Source organism: Bradyrhizobium sp. SK17, assembly GCF_002831585.1.
GTDB lineage: Bacteria > Pseudomonadota > Alphaproteobacteria > Rhizobiales > Xanthobacteraceae > Bradyrhizobium.
The window spans coordinates 7,771,155-7,790,992 of the sequence record NZ_CP025113.1 but is presented as its reverse complement, the minus strand read 5'-3'; the positions used below and the strand labels follow the sequence as shown (position 1 = coordinate 7,790,992).

Here is a 19,838-nt window from a genome sequence, read left to right as displayed (position 1 = left end):
GCGGACGCCCCTGTCGGCGTAGTATTCGATTTGAACTCGATGATAATTTTTCGATATAATAGGTTTTCAAGCGAAAATAGACAATTGAATGTCCTTGATTTTCCCGGATATCGGCGGGGAAATCATCTGATTTTGCCTTAATGGTGAATCAGTTGAATTGGATCTGGCCCGTATTTTTCCGGGTTATCCAGTCCGGTCAGCTATTTGATGAGCACGAAGTGGCTCGGAACCGATCAAAGCCCCGCCGCCATCCGCCACCAGCAGCTGGTCGGAAAATATCCGAACCGATGGGGTGAAACCTGGTGTGCCGGCCCCGGCCGAAACGATTGAACCGGTGCTCCGGGCTTTGTCTCGAGGTTGCGTCCAGGCCGTGTCCTGCACGACGGTACTGAAAATATGCCGCAAGGCTTCGCCCGTTTCCATTGCCGTCGGAGCGGGGCCGTTCCGGTTCCCTCGCTCGGTGCCGTGCGATCTAGTTCGGTCTGATCTTTTGCAGCGAGGTGTTCCACGCATCGGCCAGCGCGGCACGGGTTGCCAGCAAGGTTTGCCGATCTCGTGTCGTGGGCTGCCAAGCGGCAACCTCGTGTGATGTGCGCATGGATTCGCGTTCGGCATCGCGAACCAGTTGACGAAGGCGCTTTACCTCAAAGTAGCTCTTAGCAATGTCGAGGGGCATGGCAATCTCGCGATTGAATTTTTGAAAAAGGATCGGCCGATCTGACTACGCTACTAATCTCTGTGAGCACGTCACGATGGAACTTGAGAAATCGCCCCGACATTCGGAATGAATTATCGTCCGTCTCTCTGCCACCCATGAACGCGGTTTGGCTGCCGAGGCGTGTTGGTATGATCTCAATCTAAACCGCATGTTCGCCCCAACCCAATCAACAATTAAAGGCTAATGCGCAGGTCGTAAACGGCCTGAAGCCGTTTCGTCAAGTGAGCTACGATCAACCTTTTTTGCGCCGATTATTTTGCGCGTTTCGATGATCGGCTGAATCAAATGAAGCAGAGATGAACGCGTTGCTGCCGGCGCGGCGATGAACAGCAATGCTTCGACTTGCGATGGTGCGCGGATTGCGAATTTCTCGCCGCCATGCGTCGGAATCCTGTTTATTTATAGGAGCAGCGTGCGCCTTGTTTTAAATCACGACATTAATTTCAAGGGTGGCTGGATTGTCTCGATCGATCATTCGTCGCGCGAACGACCCTGATGGTTCGAAACATTGCAGCAGGAAATGCGCGTGCAAATCTGAACAACGAAGCAGGCTTGGAAGGCTGGTTCGAAAGCTGCGACCAACTGTCTCGCCGCTCTCGGCACGGGAACCCGTCAGGCAGTTTCTTTCCAGACGCTCGCCTCGTAGCCATCGATCACGCGCGAGGTGTGGGTAAACTCTTCCAGTTGGCGCAGCGGCTCGATGATCTTGCGCGCGACGAGGACGGTATTTGGATCGGCGTGCTTCTGCATGTGTCCGGCAACGTCGATGACCCGATCCGAGATCGTTTCAAGCGGAGTGGCGTCGTCGAAATAGACGAGGCCGGCGTTGACGCCGCAACGTACCGCAAAGTCCATCTTCGAGACCTTTACGTCCCGGTTGAAAACCCTGAGGCTCTTGATGACATCCTTGCCGGCCTGACAGGCGTCTTCGACATGCGCGAAGCACGCCATCACGCCATCCGGAGTCCATGCGGTCTTGAGCACGCCTCTCGCGCGGAAGATGCGTTCGACCAGCTTTCGATACTCTTCGAAATCGTACTGGACGGTCGCGTGATCTTCGCCCGCTTTCATCTTGGCTGATTCAACAACATCGACTGCGAGGAAGGCCACTTCCTTGCCGAAAGTATCGAGCTTCTTCTTGGTCTCGGCGAAGACCCGCAGCAGTTCTTGTCGATTGACCGACTTGCTGCTTTCGGCCATCCGCAACGTCGCTTCCAGATCGGTATCGAGTTTGGAACCGGGCTGGACGCCCTGCCTCTTGCGCCAGGCCATCGCGGCCTTTCTCAACGCGCGCCTGTTTTCCGCGGTCTGCACGCGCTGCGCGAGGGATCCGGAGAGGATGGTGATGAGGATGGCGAGCGCGATGAGGATGAAGTCGGAGCGGTCGCTGCCGGCGATATTGGTCGGGATGTAATGGCCCAGAAGCGGCGAGGCCTTCTTCAGGATGTACTCTCTCCCCTCGGAGAGCAGGGTGGGAAGCGTCGCCTGCTTGGGGTGGTCGAAGAGAACGAACGCCTTCGAGCCCAGCAGCAGCACGATCAGGGCGAGGGTGCCAAGACCGAGAAGTCTCCGGATCGCGAAAAGGATGCGCACAAGCGCTGAAGACGGAGCTTCCCGATGAACCACGTGATCGTCCCCACTCGAATCGGACAGGAAATGAACAAAAAAAGGCGGTGCCGCCGCCGACGACTTATAGCCTGCCGGCCCATCCACGCAACGTCCGGGCACGATCAGGAGGGCCGACTATTGTCGATATTGGCCGGGCTAAGGGGCTGGATTGAGGTGTATTTTTCAAAAGATCGTGGCACCGCCGGTGGGCTCGTCGCTGGCCGGGGCCGGTTTGGGCGCCAACTCGCTCAAGCCTGTTTGGACAGTCCGACCTTCAGGCGGGCGACGAGATTCGCGTATGGTTCGCGTGCGGTCAGGCCAAGGAAGTATCCGACCTGAACGGCGAGCAGCGGCAGGATGACCAGGCCGATGCTGTCCAGCACCGGTTGACCGGCCGACCACGAGGAGACGATCAGCGCGCCCGCGCCAAACAACGAGAACGGCAGCAGGGCCAGGATGTTGAAATGCAACCCCACATAAAGGCCGGCAGCGCAGGCAAGTAAGGTTAACATCGAGGCTCCGGCTCAGGTGGTCGACGTGCATCGCAATTAATGTTGCGCCGCGCCGTAGAGCAGCATATCGTCCGGCCGTTAAAAATGAGTTATTTTAATCCAGATGAATTGGCACGATCCGTGTTTCTACCGGGATATCAGATAATTAGCTGATGCATCCGCGAAGCGGGATGGATTGAATGTCGATCGGATCGGATATTCGCGGAAAACTGGATGAACTCGACACGTCGCCCGTCGGACAACGGGCGCGCTTCTCAAGCAATGTCGTGCCCTACGTGCTGTCGACCAGCGATGCCTTTGTCATCATGCTCGCCAGCGTCGTGGCCGGGATCGTCTATCAGAGCGTGGTCGGCAATCCCTCGCCGAAGCTGATTCCGCACTGCGCGGTCGGGCTGCTCGCGAGCTTTATCCATATCCTGCGGATGAGCGGCGGCGGGTATTACGACTTTCCCGCCAGCGCCAAGCCCAATGTCGAGTTCAGCGAGATCCTGATCTGCTGGTTCTCGACCGGCCTGATGCTCGCCTTCTTCGCCTTCCTGCTCAAGATCGGCGTCGACTATTCGCGCGGCGCGTTCGTGCTGTTCTACTTCGTGACCCCGATAGGCCTGCTCAGCGTTCGCAAGGTGACGAAGGTCGTGCTGGCCAGGGCGGTCTCGCGCGGCGCCGTCGGCCGCAATGACATCGTGCTGGTCGGCGACGTCGATGAGATCGAGGCGCTGGAGACGCGGGACCTCGTCGCGTTCTTCGGTGCCACCGAGATCAAGTGTTTTCCGCTGAGCGGCGAGCGGGATATGCCGGCCCGTGCGGTTTCCGACGCCGGCGTATTCAACGCGATCACCAGCTTTGTCCGCCGCAACGATTGCAGGGAAGTCGTGCTGGCGGTGCCGTGGACGGATACGGCCCGGCTCGACTTCTTGCGAGACCAGATCAAGACACTGCCCGTCGCCGCGCGGTTGCTGCCCGATGCGAGGGTCCGCTCATTGACCAATTACACCTCGTCCGGGCGGCAACGGGTCCTTGCGATCGAAATCCAGCGAGCGCCGTTGAGCGGTCTTGAACGCTTCATCAAGCGTGCGATGGACATCGTGTTCGCGGCGCTCTCGTTGATCTTCTTCGCATCGATCATGTTGCTGACGGCGATCGCGATCAAGCTCGACAGCCCGGGGCCGATCATCTTCAAGCAGAAGCGCAAGGGCTTCAACGGCAAGCAGTTCGTGATGTTCAAGTTCAGGACCATGACGGTCCAGGAGAACGGCGACACGGTCGTTCAGGCAACGCGCGACGATCCGAGGGTCACCTCGATCGGCAGCCTGCTGCGAGCGGCCAGCATCGACGAACTGCCTCAGCTGGTGAACGTGCTGATGGGGGACATGTCCCTGATCGGACCGCGCCCTCACGCGCTGGCCCACGACAACTACTTCGAGAAGGTTCTGGGCGACTACGCCTATCGCCACCACGTGAAACCCGGAATGACCGGATGGGCTCAGATCAACGGCGCGCGCGGTGCCACGCCGACGGTCGAACATATCGCCGAGCGTGTGAAGCTTGACCTCTGGTACATCAACAATTGGAGCCTTTGGCTGGACGTTCAAATCTTGATCAAGACATTCTTCGAGGTTTTGCGGAAGCGCAACGCGTATTGAATGCACGTAACCGGTCGGACGTTACGATCGGCGCGGCCGCGTTGACGCCGCCGCGGTTGATTATGCGACATACTTGATTGTGCGACATACTCCATGTCGGTGGTGACAGGCTGTGCACGCTAGCGGGCGTATGTTTCGGAACGGCATTCGTCTAACGAATCAGTGACCCAGCGGAGGCTATTCGTCGCAACAGACTTCTCTTGTAGCGCACCATCAAAATGTCGGATTGTTGAAGTGGAAGCGATCCGGGGACGTTGGGCGGAGTGACGGATCAATACTGCTATCTGAGCGTGTATTGGCGTCTTCTTTCAATGACTTATGGGGTGCGTCTCGCTGGTCAGTGCAATGGGCGAGCACACGCTACGCAATCCAAAATTGCTAAATTTGCGCTGGTAGCTTCGTGTTACGATTATATAATCGACGCGAATCGTCGAGGATGGGTAATGGTGGGGACCAACCGAACGTTTGACTTTGACGCGATGAGCGTCGACGACCTTTGGCAGCTTTACGAGAAGCTCAGTCAGGTTCTGTCGATCCGCCTGACGTCGGAGAAACGTGAACTGGAAAAGCGGTTGGCGCAGTTGCGCCGTGAAAAGGAACTGCGGGTCTCGGAAAGCGCCGACATTAATGCGGCGCCGCGTGAGCGCCGCAAGTATCCACGTGTCTTTCCGAAATATCAGAACCCGAACGAGCCATCGGAAACCTGGTCGGGTCGCGGCAAGCAGCCACGCTGGCTGACGGCGGCGCTGAAGACCGGACACACGATCGATGAGTTCGTTATTCGCAATGTCGAAGCCGATCGCACGCCGTCCCACCGGCGCCGGGCTTGAGAACCAGGACGAATAACCGATTTTCAGAGGCGACGATGAAACAGACGCTCGGTATCGTTCTGCTCGTCTCGATGGCCTTTGCTCCCGCCCTGGCCAGTGAGAATTTCAGCCGCGCCAGGCTGCGGGTCGCGGATGCCACCTCGGACGCTTGCCTCGCCAATTGCGCCACCCAGGACGCGTCCTGCCAGCGCATCTGCCCAACGACGCTCCGGAGCCCCTGCGTCAGCGCTTGTGAGAGCCAGGCGCAGACTTGCAGGCAAGCTTGCCAAAGCCAGAGTAGATAGCGCCTCTGTTTGGAGCGAGGTGCGGGCGCTTCTTGTACCGCATATTTATCCCGGACCATTTTAGACGTCCCATAGGGACGAGTTCGCAGGCCGACGAGATCGCGGTGCTATCCGGTTGCCAGGCAGACGCCCGCCCGTGGCCGCTGCGGCCGTGAGACGGCACCTCCACGCGGCCATTCCGTGCACGATCCATCCAAGCCGTTCAGCCGAACATTTATGTCCATTTAATTCCAGGCCCGGCCGGGGAACTTATTTACGGTCGATTAACCATATGGTTTTACCAAATGTTTACGCGCGGGGATGTGGCGCGCGTTGTCGTTGGGGGCCCGGCCTTGTTGCTTTTTCGAAGCTTTGCAATGAGGGTCTCAGCCTGCGGGCTGGTCCTTGTCGCCGTTTCGGGATGCAGCACTCCGCTCGCCGTTGCGCCGACGCCCAACGTGCAGCCGAAGCTGGCGAGCGGACAGCCTGCATCGTTGGACGCATATGCCTACGAGGGCGGAGCCTCCTCCGCGCTGCCCCTGCCGTCGCCTTCGTCGCGCGCGGTGGCGGTGGTCGATGGCGGCAGCGGCAGCATGATTGGCGGCGCGGCTCCCAAGGGCAAGTCCGGCGACGGCAATGGCAACGTCGTTCTCAATCTCGTCAACGTCCCGTTGCAGCAGGCCGCCAAGACCGTCCTCGCCGACATGATCGGGGTCAACTATGTGGTCGATCCCCGCGTTGACGGGGTGATTTCGGTGCAGACCACCCAGCCGGTCGGCAAGGCCGAGGCCCTCGAGCTCTTCCAGTCGGCACTGGCGCCCATCGGCGCCGTCCTGGTCCAGAACCGCGGCATCTACCGGATCGCGCCGGCCGACCAGGCCGCGACCGGCGCCATCACGACCGGCACCAATTCGGTGGAGAGCGCCACCACGGGCAACGGCGTTCGCGTGGTGTCGCTGAAATACGTTTCCGCCAGCGAGCTTGCGCGCGTGCTCGAACCGATGGTGCCGAAGGGTGCGATCGTGCAGTCCGACGACACCCGCAATATCGTCGCGCTCAAGGGCACGCCGTCCGAGATCGACTCGATGCTCGACACCATCTCGGTGTTCGACGTCGATGTGATGCGCGGGATGTCGTTCGCCGTCGTCCCCGTCAAGACGGCGCAGCCCGACAAGATGGTCGACGAGCTGAAAGCCGTGTTCTCGTCCGACAAGGAAGGCCCGATGAAGGGGCGGGTCAGGTTCATCGCCAACAGCCGCCTTGGCGCCATCCTTGTCGTGACGTCGCAGCCGAGCTATCTGCCTCGTGCCCAGACCTGGATCCGCCGTCTCGATGCCCGAGCCGCCGGCACCGAGCCGCAGCTCCACGTCTATCAGGTGCAGAACCGGCCGGTCGGCGAACTCGCCAGCGTCCTGCAGTCGATGTTCGCGAACGAGATGAAGGTGATCCGTCCGCCGACCCGAAGCGTCTCGCCGAAGGCGAAGGAAACCAGCTTCAGCAACACCACGCCTGCGGCGCCGGGACCGGGCGGTGCATCGGCCGATCCGAACCAGAACCCGCCGGCCGGCGCAATTCGCGGCGCCGACGCGGGCGGCGATCTCAACAGTCTGGCGCGCGCGCTGAACAACGAGCCGGACACCCCGACGCTCGAGTCCTCCTCGAATGCGTCATCGGGCAACGGATCGTCGTCGGGCGAACCGCAGTTGAAGATCGTCGCCGACGAGACCAAGAACTCGCTTCTCATCATGGCCAATGACCGCGACTACCAGCGCGTGGTCCGGGTCATCCAGGGCCTGGACGTGGTGCCAAGCCAGGTCTTGATCGAGGCTGTCATCGCCGAGGTCACGTTGAACGATCAGCTTCAGTACGGCGTGCAATGGCAGCTGTCGAAGGGCGGCACTCCGACCGCGACGTTCTCCAACGCCGTCACCGGTGGCGTGGCGGCGGCCTTCCCGGGGTTCAATTACGCGGTCAACGCCGCCAATATCGCGGCGACGCTGAGCGCCCTGAACTCCCTGACGCATGTCAACGTGATATCGACGCCATCCTTGATGGTTCTGGACAACAAGACCGCTCGGCTGCAGATCGGCGACCAGGTGCCGATCACCACGCAGACGGCGACCAGCACGGTGACGGCGAACACCGCCATCGTCAACTCGATCACGATGCAGGACACCGGCGTCATCCTGTCGGTGACCCCGCGCATCAACGAAAGCGGGCGCGTCCAGCTCCAGATCGAGCAGGAGGTCAGCGCCGTCACCAAGACGACCACGTCGAACATCGATTCACCGACCATCCAGCAGCGCAGGGTCAAGACCACAGTGGTCGTGAACGACGGCGAGGTGCTGGCGCTCGGCGGCATGATCCAGGAGCAGCGCAACAAGACCAGCGGTCAGATTCCGCTACTCGGCGACATCCCCGGCATCGGCGCGGCGTTCGCCAACCGGAGCGACACCGTCCAGAAGACGGAGCTGGTCATCCTGATCACGCCTCGTGTCGTTCGCGATGGTGCCGAGAGCCGTCTCGTGACGGAAGAATATCGCCGCAAGATGAACATCTACATGCCTCATGCGACGACGCGTGAGCGCACGACGGCCAACACCGTGCAGCGGATGATCTCCCAGTGAGAAGGTACACGGCCGAACTCCAGAAGTTGTTGCTGCTGGCGAGCCTGGCGGGCCCGCTGGCCGGCTGCGTGACCGATACCTATCCGCTCGCCGATCCGCCGCCCTATCCGATCCTGCCGGTCGACGAATCGATGACGTGCAGCGGGATCGCCGCGTCATTCCGCTACTCGGCCCGCCGCGCCGCGCGCCTTGAATACTGGCTGGCGCGCGGGTCGCTGGAAGGTTACGGCAACGAGCGCTTCCCGCTGGATGGTCCGAAGCAACTGGTCGACGAGCGTCGACGGCTGGATGCGTTGAGCGATTTGCAGCGCTTCAAGGGCTGCACCGTGATGGAGCCGGGCCCTGCCGTAGTGGAAGAACGCCTGCGGCTCGAAGGTTCGGTTCACCCCGCCGCGCCACCGGTCGTGCTGCACTCGCGCGGTTGACGACCGCCGGCTCCGTCAGCTGCCCAGGTGCTTGACGGATTGCAGGCAGTTCCTGGAAGCAAGCATCCGATCGTCAACTTGCTCCGGCTGATCCGGCGCGATATCCCCGTGCCGCCATTCGCGGATCACGTATGAACGGCCGTTGTCCGGGCCGATCGAGACCAGCGCCTCACGGATGAAGCGCGTTCCGTTCGGGGCGCTGACATCGGCGCGGATCGTCACGCTGCCGCCGAGCAGAACGCCCCGGCCGGCCGGCGATTGCGGTGGCTGGGCGCCGAGCAGGCGGAGCATCGCCGGCGTGGCGGCCTCGGGATCCGGCTCCGGGCGTCCGGAACGAACCGTGACGAAGCGGATTGCGCGCCGAAACATCGACGGCGAAACCCCTTCGATGGTGTCCAGTTGCATGATCGTGGTGAAAGCCGGCGTGTTGGGGGCCGCCGTTGCAGCGTTTGTGGTTTTTGCGCGCGCCTGGTCGCGGAATTCGACCACCCGCGCAGCGATGCGGGCGCCGAGCGACTGATCGCCGGTCAGCGCGGTGAACAGGCGCGCCAGGACGGCAAGCGACGCGGTGTTGAGGTCGACCTTGCCGGTCTCCTCTTCCATGGCGATGGTCGCGCGTTCGCCGCCCGGCATCCGGCAGGTCAGCGGAAATTCGGTTTTCGACGTTCCCGGCGCGAGCAGCGTCAGGATGGCGACATGGACGGCGCTCTCGGCGGCGAGCTCGGTTGCCGCGACCGACATATCGTTCGACGAGATCCGCGCGCGATAGCGTGCGCCGACGATCAGCGCGACGCTGAGCAGGGAGATCAGCCCGAGGCTCCAGACCACCGCGATCAGTGCAAAACCCGCGCGTGAACGGGCGCGCGGCGTGGCGGCGGAGACCGGCTCCCAGGGCAAGCGCAGGGATTGGGGATGCGGCCCGCCCGCCATGCCGAAAAGTCCTGCTGAATGTTTTAAATGGCCGTTCACGGAAACCTTTAAGCGAGAATGGCAAACAAACCGTCAAACAGCTTGTGTTAATCAAGCTGCCCTAGAATCGCGCGGAAACCGGTCCTCGAGCCTGTCCGAGCGCTTATGTCCATCGAATTTCAGCAACTTGTGCAGCCGGTCGCCTGCGCCGGCCGTGCCGGATTCCTGGGCCCCAAGGATGCCGGCTTTACCGAGGCATTCTCCAGTCTGCTGGACGCTGAAGGGTATCTCGACGGTGCCGCCATCGCCCGGGCGCGGCGAGCTGCCGAGGTCGCGGGCGAGCGCTTCGACCTCGTTCTCGTCAAGCTTGGCCTGATCTCCGAAGCCGATCTTTGCCAGGTCTACGCGGCGTATTGCGGCCTCCGCGTGATGGGCGAGGCGGAAATCCCGCCGCGCCCCGTCCTTGCCGACCGCTTGCGTCACGCTTTCCTCCGAACCAACCGCATCCTGCCGATCGCTCATGGCAATGGCCGGATCCTGATCGCGAGCGCGGATCCGTTCATCGACGATGTCGTCCGTGCGGTCAGCTACATGCTGGACCTCGAGGTCGAGCTCGCGCTGATCGTGCCCGCCGAGATCGAGCGTGCCTTGCGCACGCTCTACAACGATCCCGCTGCCGAAGGGAGTCTCGAGGAGGCCGCGGTCGCCGTCCAGGCGGCGGGCGACGGCTCCGAATACGATATCGAGCGGCTGCGCGACATCGCCAACGAGGCGCCGATCATTCGGTTGGTCAATCAGGTCATCGCGCGTGCGGTCGAGCGCGGCGCCTCCGACGTGCATATCGAGCCCGGACGCGACGCGGTCGCGATCCGCTACCGTGTCGATGGGTTCCTCCAGCAGGGGCGGACCGTCCCCACCACGTCGCGGGCGGCGTTGACGACCCGCGTCAAGATCATGGCCAAGCTCGACATCGCGGAACGGCGTCTGCCCCAGGACGGCCGGATCAAGACCGTCGTGCGCGGCGTCGAGATCGATATCCGTGTCTCCACGATACCGACCGCGTTCGGCGAAAGTGTCGTGCTGAGAATCCTCGACCGTACCCGGGTCGAACTCGATTTTGCCAAGCTGGGCCTGGGCGGGACGACGGAGGCGGGCCTTCGCCGGCTGATGTCGCTGCCCAACGGAATTGTGCTGGTCACCGGGCCGACCGGCAGCGGCAAGACCACGACGCTCTACACGGCGCTGAAGAACCTGAACCGGCCGGAGCTCAAGCTCTTCACGGTCGAGGACCCGATCGAATATCAGCTTCCCGGCATCAACCAGGTCCAGGTCCAGCCGCAGATCGGCTTCGACTTTCCGGTCGCCCTGCGGTCGATCCTGCGGCAGGACCCAGACATCGTAATGATCGGCGAAATCCGCGACCTGGAGACGGCACGGATCGCGATTCAGGCCGCGCTGACCGGGCACCTGGTGTTCTCCACCCTGCACACCAACAGCGCGATCGCGGCGATCACCCGGCTGATCGACATCGGGCTCGAGCGCTATCTTCTCGCTTCGACCATCGCAGGGGTGATGGCGCAACGGCTCGTGCGCAAGCTGTGTCCGTCCTGTTCGCGGCCGTTCGACGAGTTCCACCGGGCACAGCATCCGCGCGAACTGGCTGTACCATCGGAGCGCTCGCGACCGGCGCTTTCAAACAGGCGCGTCGCCGTCGGCTGCACGGCCTGCGGCAATGTCGGCTATCTCGGCCGGACGACGATTTCCGAGCTTCTGATCATCGACGATGAATTGCGCCACGTGGTCGGCCGTCGCAGCGACGACCAGCGCATGATGGAGCAGCTGGCGCGGAACGCCGGTTTCCGCTCGCTCTACGAGGACGGCCTGCTCAAGGTCGAGGCTGGCGAGACCTCGCTCGAGGAAGTCCTGCGCGTCACACGCGCGGCTTGAGGAGCAGCACCTTGGCGAACTTCCTGTACAAGGCATACACGACGGGCGGGACGGTCAGCAGCGGGACCATCGCGGCCGACGACGTCAATGCCGCGATCGACGCTCTCTACGGCGCGGGCTTGACGCCATTCGAGACCCAGCGGCTCGCCGGCGACGGCGGCGAACTCTCGCCGGCTGCGGCCAACGGCGCCAGGCCGAAGAAATCGATCTGGCAGCGCGAGCTCGGCCAGTCCGATCGCCTGGGCTTGAAGGAGCTTGCCGCGTTCACGACGGAGCTTGGTTCACTGGTCAATTCCGGCCTGACCCTCGATGCGGCGTTTCGAATTCTTGGCGGACCCGGCGCCAGCCCGCGAACCGCACGGCTGGCGAACCGGCTGCTGAAGGATGTCATGGCGGGCCTGCAACTGTCCGAGGCGATGGCGCGGCATCCGGATATCTTTCCATCGGACTATCGCGCGATCCTCGCGGCCGGTGAGACCGGCGGAGCGACCGGGCAGGTCCTCACCCAGATCGCCGAGCTGCTGGCGCGGCGGCTCGAAATCCGCAACCGGATCCTGACCGCCCTGATCTATCCGGCGGTGCTGGTTTTGATGTCGATGGTCTCCGTCGTCGTCATCGTGTTCGTCCTGATCCCGAGCATCGCACCGATCTTTGTCGATGCCGATCTGCCGCTCCCGGGCATCCTTGGCCGTCTGTCCGATTTACAGGACAATTGGCTGGTCGTGCTCTTGACGTTGGTGGTCGGTTCGCTGGCAAGCGTGTTGATCTGGAGCCGCGTCAAACGAAGCTCCGAGCTGATGCTCGGTATCGATCGGGTCAAGCGGATGATCCCGGTGGTCGGCAAGCTCGTCGAAGCCCGCGAAGCCGGCCGTTTCTCGCGTGCTCTCGGGACGTTGCTGGTCGCGAAGGTGCCGTTGATGTCGGCGATGCGCACGGCGAGTGCGCTCGTCACCAACCGGCATCTCCACGCGCTCTACCAGAAGGCCATCGAGCGGGTTCCGGAAGGCACGCCGCTGCACCGGGCGTTCGAGAATGTCGGGCTGCTGCCGCCTGCATCGCTGCGGATGATCGCGGTGGGTGAGGAGACCGGCCGGCTTGGTCCGATGCTGCTCCAGGTGGCGGGTGTGATCGAGGCGGAGCTGCAACGAAACATCGAGCGGATGGTGGGCCTGCTGACGCCATTGCTGACGCTTGCCATCGGCGGCAGCATCGGCGCGCTGATCATGCAGGTCATGAGCGCCGTGCTCTCGATCAACGATATCGCGTTCCGATGAGGAGGTTGGCGAAATCGTCGGCCGGCTTTTCCCTGGCCGAGATGCTGGTCGTGATCGGCATTATCGGGCTCGTCCTGGCGGCTGTGATCGCCGCGCGGCCGAAGGCCGTGGCAACGCGGGTCGCGGTCGCTGCGCGCACGGTCGCCGCCAGCCTCAACATGGCCCGGGCCGACGCGAGGGCGACCAATCGGGAAACCGTGGTTCAGATCGATACCCAGTCGGGGCGATTTGGTCAGGCAAGGTCGATGCATTCGCTGCCGCACGGCATGAAGATCGCGCTGACGATCGCCGAGACGGAGCGTTCCGGGGACACCGGCGGCATCCGCTTCTATCCGGACGGGCAATCGTCGGGTGGCGTCATCGCGCTGACGCTCGATGGCAGTTCGGCCGACGTTGCCGTCAACTGGCTCACGGGCGAGCCGCGGATCGTCAAATGAAGCGCGATCGCTCCAGACGCCGTGGCGCAGCCGGGAAATCCCGAGAGCAGGGCTTCTCCCTGCTCGAGGTGCTGGTTGCATTCGTCGTCTTGGCGCTCGCGCTTGGGACGATGACGACGGGCGTCGCTTTGGCGATGCGATCCGACGCACGGACCCGCGCCACCCAGGGCGCGTTGCGCGTGGCCCAGTCGCAGCTCGAAGCGGCCGGCCTGTCGGCGACGCTTGAACCGGGACAGCGCACGGGGGTGATCAGCCAGAGATATCGATGGCGACAGACCACGGTCGAGGTCTTGCCCTCGACGTTGCGGCCGCAGCCATCGGACGCCAAGCCCGATGCCAAGCCCGTGCAGTCGTCGGCACCGCTGCGGGCGTTCTGGGTCACCATGGTGGTGGACGCGGACGATGGCACGAGGGTCGAGCTCGCCGCATTGAAAGTGATGCCGGAGCGGAAGTCGTGAGCCGCCCAGGCGATCTTGCCCGCCGTTCCGCCCGGCTGCGGCGTCGCCAGACGGAGCGGGGCCTCACACTCATTGAACTGCTGATCTCGATCGCCTTGCTGGCGCTCTTGACCGGCTTTCTTGCCGGTGGCCTGTCGATGGCAAGGCGGGCCTTTGCCGCCGACCGGACCAGCGCCGCCGACGGTGAGGCTCATGCCGCGATCCAGACGCTGTCGGACGTCATCGCTTCGGCACTGGCGGTGCGTGGCAACACAGCCAGCCAGAGTGGCTTCACGATGTTCGAAGGACGACAGGATGCGATGGCGTTCGTCGGGCTGAGCGAAGGACGCGGCCTGCCGGGTGGCCTCTATCGGGTCGGCCTGCGCCAGGAGGGCGACGACCTCATCGTTGATTTTCTGGCTTGGGCTTCAGCGGTGCCGGACACGCCGGATCGCGATGTCCGGCCAAACAAGGTTGCCGTGCTCAGCGGCGTTCAGAGCATTCGCTTGAGCTATTTCGGGAGTCCCGCGCTCAGCGGGGTGTCCCAGTGGCACGACAACTGGGCCAAGGCGGAGCAACTGCCGAAGCTGGTGTCGATCAAGATCGAGTTCGAAGACGAGCGACGAAACGAGCCGCCGATGATCGTCGCGCTCCGGCAGGGCGGCGGGGCCTGACCCGGCCCATTTCGTTACCTTTCGTAAAGATTTAGTAAATTACGCTACCGCCCGATTCGCTTTTCTCCTCGCGCAAGGGGCGCCATGTCTGTAGCCGACCTATCGGTCTCCCGAACCGGTGGCCTCGCGGTCGCCGCGAATTGGGGCAGGCGCTTCGGGCACTGGTGGCTTTCGGGGCTGCGCCAGTCCACACCTCCGCAGTGGCTCAGTTGGGCGGAGCGCGAGGCCCTGCGCCATGTCAATGTCCAGCGGGATGGTGAGACGATCGTGTGCCGTTTGGCCGGGCCTGAGCCGGTCGAAGCGCGATTTCCGTCCGCAAGCTTCAACATCGCGGTGCTGGAAGCCTGGCTCGCGGACCAGCATGTGACGCGCGAGCAGGTCGTCGTCCAGGCGGTCGTTTCGCATGATCTGTTCTTCGTCCGCGACATGAATGTCCCGAAGGCGGCGCTGCCGGCCTTGCCGAGCATCCTGGATCAAGAACTGCTGCATCGGACGCCGTTTCTGCCTTCCGACGTCTGGCATGCGGCGACTGTCGCCGGCATCGACGCGGGCGATGTCGCCTCGATCAGGCACTGGATCATTCGCAGGGATCGCGCCGCGTCGGCTCTCGGGCAACTCGGCTTGACGTCGGATAACGTTGACGGGCTGTCATCCGCAAGTTCCGTTGACGCGGATGTGGCCATCCCGGTCATCGAGCTCCAGGCGAGACAGATCGACGATCCGGCTTGGGCGGTCAGAACGATCCGGTTGCTGGCGGTCGTCTCGGTGCTTGCCGTCGGCCTAGCGCTGATGGCCTTCGAGTGGAGCCAGGCCAGCGTTGCGGCCTCGGTTGAAGCCGCACTTGCCGAAGCTCGCGATGGCGTTCAAGGCGGGCAGAACATCGACACCGCGGCCAGGCTTTATGCAATGCGGTCCGAGCTCGGTGTCCTCGAGACGCTCGATGAGCTGTCGCGGATCTTGCCTGATCAGACCTTTCTCAGCGAAGTGCGCATTGAGAATGGGAAGACCATCATAACGGGCTTCTCGGCCGATGCGGCCCGGCTGGTCCGGATCATCGACAAGTCGCCGAGATTCTCCGGCGCCGCCCTCACGGCGGCGATCACGCCAGACGCCAATGAGCACAGGGATCGCTTTACGATCAGCTTCCAGGCGCGGGGAGCTCGGGTGTCGAAATCGCCGGCAAGAGCTCGGAGCCCGTCATGATCGCCGGCTTGACGCGCAACAGGATTCCGGACGTTGCACTGTTCGTGGCCTTCAATATCGCGGCGTTCATGCTCGTCGTCGTGCTCGTGGTCGTGCCGGTGCTGACGCATTTCTCCGAGCGGAGCGAAGACATAGCGGAGAGTTCAGCCCAGCTTCGGCGTTTCGAGACTATCCTGCATCAAGCGAAGGCCGACTCCGCAAGGACCTCCGGGACTGGTGACCCGTACTATCCGGCTGGCGAGGAGCGCGTCGTCAGCGCCGACATCCAGGCGAGCTTGAAATCGCTTGCGCAGAATGCGGGGGTCAATCTGCTTGCGATACGCGGTCTCCCCGCCGGTCGGATACAACAGATGCATCTGGTTGCAGTCGGTATCGAGGTGGAAGGGCCGCTGGCGTCGATTCGCGACATGATGCGTGCCATCGAGAGCCAGACGCCAATGTTGCTGCTTAGTTCGGCGACGCTGAGAAGCGTGACTGACGGCGACGACGGCGCGATCCGGGCCCAACTCACCGTGCAGGGCGCGATGCGCGACGGACCGAGAGCGGGCGAAGAGGCCAATTCTCAATGACGGCGCAACAGAAGTCCCGCGGCGGCATTGCGACGGAGGGCGTAAGGTGACCGTCCTGACGCAAGATCTTCGGTTTCGTTTGAACTCGATCACCGCGAGGCCGCGGCGGGCGGCGGTTACGAAGGTCGCGGCGCTGCTTGGCCGGGCTGATCTGCCCGCGCAGGCGGACTTCCTTGCGCTGCGGCCGGCGACGCGTGTGTTGATGGCCGGTCTCGCCGCCTGGATCGGGCTCGTGCTGGTTGTCGGCGTGGTTGCGGCCTGCGGGGTGCAACTCTCCGGGTTCAGCACGCCGGCATGGCTCGACATGCGAGGCACCGCGGCCGGGAAGGCGCAAACCGCGGCCATCGCGCGCTACGACAATATCGTGCAGCGGCCGTTGTTCTCGCGCAGCCGGCAAGCGCCGAGCGTTGCGGCCCCGGTCGCTGCCGCAGCACCCGCACCGGTGGCGGTCGATCCCGGCTTTATTCTCAAAGGCGTGTTCATGAGCGACGGCGTCGCCAAGGCGTTCCTGCTCACCGCGCAGAATCCGGTCGGGATCTGGGTTGAGGCCGATGGTGAGATCGCCGGCTGGCGCGTCGTCGGCATCCAGCCCGATCAGGTGGTGTTGGACAGCGCCAACCAGCGGCTCGCGGTGCCATTGAACATGACGGCCGGGAGATGATCCAGGCGCTGCGGAAGACCGCTGGCCGTACCGGGCGCTTCCTGGAAGCAGCCCTGACCTGGAAGGCGGGAGACCGCGAGTATGCGCTCGTCGCCTGGGGGCTCGTTGCCGGCAGTATCTGGATTGCCGTTGGCCTCTGGTCAGCAGGCGGCCCGGTCGCGGCGATCCTGGTTGCGAGCCTCTATCTGGTCAGCCTGCTTGCCGCCATCTGCGCGATCGACGCGCGCTACGGGATCATCCCGGACAGCATGGTCGTCGCGCTGCTCGCTGGGGGTGTCGTTCAGACCATCGCGATCGAGCCGCTCGAGCTGCTTTGGCAACGCGGGGCTGGAGCTGCGTTGGTGCTTTTGACCGTCTACGTGCTGCAAGCCGGCTATCGGAGGCTCCGCGGCCATGACGGTCTCGGTCTCGGCGACGTCAAGTTCCTCGGCGCAAGCGTGTTCTGGGTCGGAATCGAGAGTGTTCCGCAACTTCTTGTCGTCGCGGTGCTGTCGGCCTTTACCAGCCTGATCATCCTGAAGCTCGAGGGGCACGAACTTCACGGCAAGCAGGCGATCTCGTTCGGCCCGCATCTTGCGATCGGCCTCTGGTGGACCTGGGTCACTGCCGTCGGCTGATGATCCTATTGGTTGCAGCGTCCGGACCGCACCGCGGCGCAGGCCAGTACAATCGATCTGATCAACACGATTCCCATGAGTCCGCCGGCCATCTTCTCCAGCGCATCGACCAGTGTGCCGTGACGATCGGGTGTCAGCGTCTGCATGAATTCCAGGACTGCCGCGGCGCCTGTCACGATCGCGCAAACCAGCAGTGGCCTGCGGGGATAGGCCAGCGCGAACAGAGCCCCGAGGACGGCGAACGCGACCACATGCTCGATATGCGCGTAGGTCTTGACGTCCGGATGCATCAGCCACGGCGAGAGCTTGTAATAGAGCGAATAGACGAAACCGATATTCGTCAGCGTGGCAAACGCGATCACCGCGATCACAATCCAGGCGAACGCGGCGGCCAGCCTTGCGATGTTCGACGTGTCACGTGCCATCATCGATAGTTTCTGATCCGGGTTGAGGCGGCCTCGATGTTGCGGCCGGCTTTCTGCTGATGCAATGCACGATCTGCTGACGGCAACGCCGAGGCCGTTCATTACCATTGATGCCGGCAAGACTCGGTAAACAGTCTCCCAAGACATACAATAGATTGCAGGGCGTTGACTTAGCCGGAAGCCAACAAGTTCCTCGTAGGGTTAGCGCAGGGATCGCGACCGTTGATCATTGTGCGAGAGGCAAGGGAGACCTGCCCCGGGTCGTGTTCGAGTTCCGGTATCTTCGACGATGCCGGGCTGCCGTAGGGACCAGCCGGGGAGAGTATCGTGCGCAAGGCAATGCTTGGACTGCTGGGGGCCGCCTTGACGCTGCTGCCCGAGGTCGCGGAGGCCGGCTATTGGGGATACGCCAGACCCTACCCGCCGATCGTGTATCCGGGTCTCTTCACCGCACGCGGATATTTCGGCTATCCGCTGGACGACAGTTTCGACCCTCCGTTCGGCTACGGCGAATACGCGGAGTACGGGCCGTGGGCCGAGCCCGCCAGGGCATCATGCCGCCGGGTCGTACGCAGGGTGCAGACATCGACCGGACGGCGCAACTACGCCACTTGGCGATGCTGGTGAATCCGCTGATGCGCGGACGTCATTTCAGCACGGCCGGGCGATTGTCGCTCGATGCTGCATCGATTTCCGCCTGAGTTCGCAAGATCGCCCGACGCAGCTTCATCACCTCCGCGTAGCGAAGGTTGAGCGATTTCTCGGTCTTGACGGCGATCTGCGCTTTCGACTTGTTCGTGCGCTTCTGGTTCACGCCCGGTCTCCACATGAAATGAATTAAGTCGGGGATTGAGTGCAATATCGTTTGAATGAATTGTCGCGACGGCATCCGTCTGATCCTCCCGGCTCCGGCAATAATGTGGGCGTGAGAGATCGATGGTCAGGGTAATTGCTTTCCTGAAGTCGACAAGCGAACCTTGACGTTAAGCTTGATGCTGCCTTGTATGGTTAAGGTCGAAGACTGCGCCGGCCTGGGTGGGGCGCCTGGATCACGGGCGAAGCTTGACGTCCGAGACCATGAATCCTTTCGAGAAAACGCTATGACGAAGCGAGTCCGCGAGGAGGTGTGGAGGCGATTTGTCTTCTCGGCCCGTCAGCAGCACGCGCAGGCGCCACAAGGACAGACCTGCTATCATGCCAATGTCCGCCAGGGCGGCGTAGAGGGGGCCGTGGTTCTTCAGGAAATAGCGGCGCCTCGCTTCCAGCAGGTAGGGTGGAATCCGCTTGGCATGTGCGTTGACACCGGTCGATTGGCCAACGAGGTGAACCACGCGGCTCGCCGGGACGTACCAGGTCGGCCATCCCTTTCGCCGCGCGTTGAAGCAATAGTCGATGTCGTCGAAATAGGTGAAGTAACCTTCGTCCAGCAAGCCGGTCGTCTCGATCACCTGACGCCGGATGATCATGCTCGCGCCGGAGACCCAATCGGTCTCGAATGTGTCGTCGCGTACCGGCGGGGCCACCACCCAGCGAGCGAGGAGGCGGCTCACCAGACCAAGCTTCAGGTTCGCCTCGAACTCGCCAAACGGCGAGTGAAACCGAAATGCGGAGCGTTGAGGAGTGCCGTCCGGATCTTCCAGCCTGCTTCCGGCGATACCGACCTTCGGGTTCCGGTCCATGAAGTCGACCAGTGCCTTGAAGGCGTTCGGTCGCACGATGGTATCCGGGTTCAATAGCAGGACGTATTCCGGGGGATCGGACCGGCTCATCGCCGGTTTGATGATCACGTTGTTGCCGCCTGTAAATCCGAGATTCACCGCAAGGGGGATCAGGCTGCACCAGTCACCCCAGCCATTGTCGGTAATGGCCTGCTGAATTCGTGTGGCGGAATCGTCCCCTGTACCGTTCTCACAAACGACGACTTGCGTTCCCGGAACGCTCGAAATCTCGCGCGCGACCGAGCGGAGGCAGTCGATGACCAGATCTGCGACGCGGTAGTTGACGATGGCTACAAGCAATGCAACGGCTCCCGCCGCGGTCAAAAGTAAGGTCAGATCCA

At 62.8% G+C, this 19,838-nt stretch carries 21 protein-coding genes; 14 read left to right on the top strand and 7 right to left on the bottom strand.

Annotated features, from left to right (window positions below; translation table 11 throughout):
- Positions 1-472: 472 nt before the first annotated feature.
- The 3 genes from CWS35_RS36155 to CWS35_RS36145 form a co-directional block, all read right to left on the bottom strand.
- On the bottom strand, positions 473-676 hold the full coding sequence (locus CWS35_RS36155) for a hypothetical protein (RefSeq protein WP_100955797.1): 204 nt from the start codon (positions 674-676) through the stop codon (positions 473-475).
- A gap of 654 nt (positions 677-1,330) precedes the next feature.
- Positions 1,331-2,431, bottom strand: coding sequence for a hypothetical protein (locus tag CWS35_RS36150; protein ID WP_145987241.1), 1,101 nt, complete (start codon positions 2,429-2,431; stop codon positions 1,331-1,333).
- Between the two features lie 143 nt (positions 2,432-2,574).
- The gene (locus tag CWS35_RS36145) at positions 2,575-2,838 is read right to left on the bottom strand and encodes a hypothetical protein (RefSeq protein WP_157817333.1); all 264 of its coding nucleotides are present in this window, start codon (positions 2,836-2,838) and stop codon (positions 2,575-2,577) included.
- 179 nt (positions 2,839-3,017) lie between these two features.
- On the opposite strand from CWS35_RS36145, the gene CWS35_RS36140 reads away from it, so the two are divergent.
- The 4 genes from CWS35_RS36140 to CWS35_RS36120 all read left to right on the top strand — a co-directional run bounded on the left by CWS35_RS36140 (position 3,018) and on the right by CWS35_RS36120 (position 8,626).
- Positions 3,018-4,481, top strand: coding sequence for an undecaprenyl-phosphate glucose phosphotransferase (locus tag CWS35_RS36140; protein WP_100955795.1), 1,464 nt, complete (start codon positions 3,018-3,020; stop codon positions 4,479-4,481).
- A gap of 443 nt (positions 4,482-4,924) precedes the next feature.
- Positions 4,925-5,311, top strand: a complete 387-nt coding sequence (locus CWS35_RS36135) for an H-NS family nucleoid-associated regulatory protein (protein ID WP_029879074.1) — start codon at positions 4,925-4,927, stop codon at positions 5,309-5,311.
- Positions 5,312-5,951: 640 nt separating this feature from the next.
- Complete coding sequence (gene gspD / locus CWS35_RS36125) at positions 5,952-8,201, top strand: type II secretion system secretin GspD (protein WP_024580986.1); 2,250 nt, start codon at positions 5,952-5,954, stop codon at positions 8,199-8,201.
- Positions 8,202-8,227: 26 nt separating this feature from the next.
- Positions 8,228-8,626, top strand: coding sequence for a hypothetical protein (locus CWS35_RS36120; RefSeq protein ID WP_100955794.1), 399 nt, complete (start codon positions 8,228-8,230; stop codon positions 8,624-8,626).
- 15 nt (positions 8,627-8,641) lie between these two features.
- Here the strand turns inward: CWS35_RS36120 and CWS35_RS36115 are convergent, their stop codons facing one another.
- Positions 8,642-9,556 (bottom strand): type II secretion system protein GspK, encoded by a 915-nt coding sequence (locus tag CWS35_RS36115; protein WP_100955793.1) that lies wholly within the window; start codon positions 9,554-9,556, stop codon positions 8,642-8,644.
- Between the two features lie 144 nt (positions 9,557-9,700).
- Between CWS35_RS36115 and CWS35_RS36110 the strand changes: the two genes are divergently transcribed.
- The 9 genes from CWS35_RS36110 to CWS35_RS36070 all read left to right on the top strand — a co-directional run bounded on the left by CWS35_RS36110 (position 9,701) and on the right by CWS35_RS36070 (position 17,354).
- Positions 9,701-11,482 carry a GspE/PulE family protein gene (locus CWS35_RS36110; protein ID WP_100955792.1) on the top strand — a complete coding sequence of 594 codons (1,782 nt, stop codon included), beginning with the start codon at positions 9,701-9,703 and terminating at the stop codon, positions 11,480-11,482.
- A gap of 11 nt (positions 11,483-11,493) precedes the next feature.
- Positions 11,494-12,756 (top strand): type II secretion system F family protein, encoded by a 1,263-nt coding sequence (locus tag CWS35_RS36105; RefSeq protein ID WP_168226424.1) that lies wholly within the window; start codon positions 11,494-11,496, stop codon positions 12,754-12,756.
- A 5-nt stretch (positions 12,757-12,761) separates the two neighbouring features.
- On the top strand, positions 12,762-13,193 hold the full coding sequence (locus CWS35_RS36100) for a GspH/FimT family pseudopilin (protein ID WP_024580981.1): 432 nt from the start codon (positions 12,762-12,764) through the stop codon (positions 13,191-13,193).
- Entirely contained in the window at positions 13,190-13,651 is a 462-nt protein-coding gene (locus tag CWS35_RS36095) for a prepilin-type N-terminal cleavage/methylation domain-containing protein (protein ID WP_100955790.1), read from the top strand. Before CWS35_RS36100 ends, CWS35_RS36095 begins: the two co-directional genes overlap by 4 nt.
- On the top strand, positions 13,648-14,304 hold the full coding sequence (locus tag CWS35_RS36090) for a type II secretion system protein GspJ (RefSeq protein ID WP_168226423.1): 657 nt from the start codon (positions 13,648-13,650) through the stop codon (positions 14,302-14,304). Before CWS35_RS36095 ends, CWS35_RS36090 begins: the two co-directional genes overlap by 4 nt.
- Before the next feature lie 84 nt (positions 14,305-14,388).
- Positions 14,389-15,507 (top strand): PilN domain-containing protein, encoded by a 1,119-nt coding sequence (locus CWS35_RS36085; RefSeq protein WP_100955788.1) that lies wholly within the window; start codon positions 14,389-14,391, stop codon positions 15,505-15,507.
- The gene (gspM, locus tag CWS35_RS36080; RefSeq protein ID WP_100955787.1) at positions 15,504-16,076 is read left to right on the top strand and encodes a type II secretion system protein GspM; all 573 of its coding nucleotides are present in this window, start codon (positions 15,504-15,506) and stop codon (positions 16,074-16,076) included. Before CWS35_RS36085 ends, gspM begins: the two co-directional genes overlap by 4 nt.
- A gap of 46 nt (positions 16,077-16,122) precedes the next feature.
- Entirely contained in the window at positions 16,123-16,737 is a 615-nt protein-coding gene (locus CWS35_RS36075) for a hypothetical protein (RefSeq protein ID WP_100955786.1), read from the top strand.
- Positions 16,734-17,354, top strand: a complete 621-nt coding sequence (locus CWS35_RS36070; RefSeq protein WP_100955785.1) for an A24 family peptidase — start codon at positions 16,734-16,736, stop codon at positions 17,352-17,354. Before CWS35_RS36075 ends, CWS35_RS36070 begins: the two co-directional genes overlap by 4 nt.
- A gap of 5 nt (positions 17,355-17,359) precedes the next feature.
- On the opposite strand, the gene CWS35_RS36065 is transcribed toward CWS35_RS36070, so the two are convergent.
- Entirely contained in the window at positions 17,360-17,881 is a 522-nt protein-coding gene (locus CWS35_RS36065; RefSeq protein ID WP_244442198.1) for a VanZ family protein, read from the bottom strand.
- A gap of 225 nt (positions 17,882-18,106) precedes the next feature.
- On the opposite strand from CWS35_RS36065, the gene CWS35_RS36060 reads away from it, so the two are divergent.
- Positions 18,107-18,406, top strand: a complete 300-nt coding sequence (locus CWS35_RS36060; RefSeq protein WP_100955784.1) for a hypothetical protein — start codon at positions 18,107-18,109, stop codon at positions 18,404-18,406.
- Between the two features lie 19 nt (positions 18,407-18,425).
- On the opposite strand, the gene CWS35_RS39310 is transcribed toward CWS35_RS36060, so the two are convergent.
- Together CWS35_RS39310 and CWS35_RS36055 are read right to left on the bottom strand one after the other, a co-directional pair.
- Positions 18,426-18,593 carry a hypothetical protein gene (locus CWS35_RS39310; protein ID WP_157817332.1) on the bottom strand — a complete coding sequence of 56 codons (168 nt, stop codon included), beginning with the start codon at positions 18,591-18,593 and terminating at the stop codon, positions 18,426-18,428.
- Positions 18,594-18,828: 235 nt separating this feature from the next.
- On the bottom strand, positions 18,829-19,797 hold the full coding sequence (locus CWS35_RS36055) for a glycosyltransferase family 2 protein (RefSeq protein ID WP_024580972.1): 969 nt from the start codon (positions 19,795-19,797) through the stop codon (positions 18,829-18,831).
- Between the last annotated feature and the right edge of the window lie 41 nt (positions 19,798-19,838).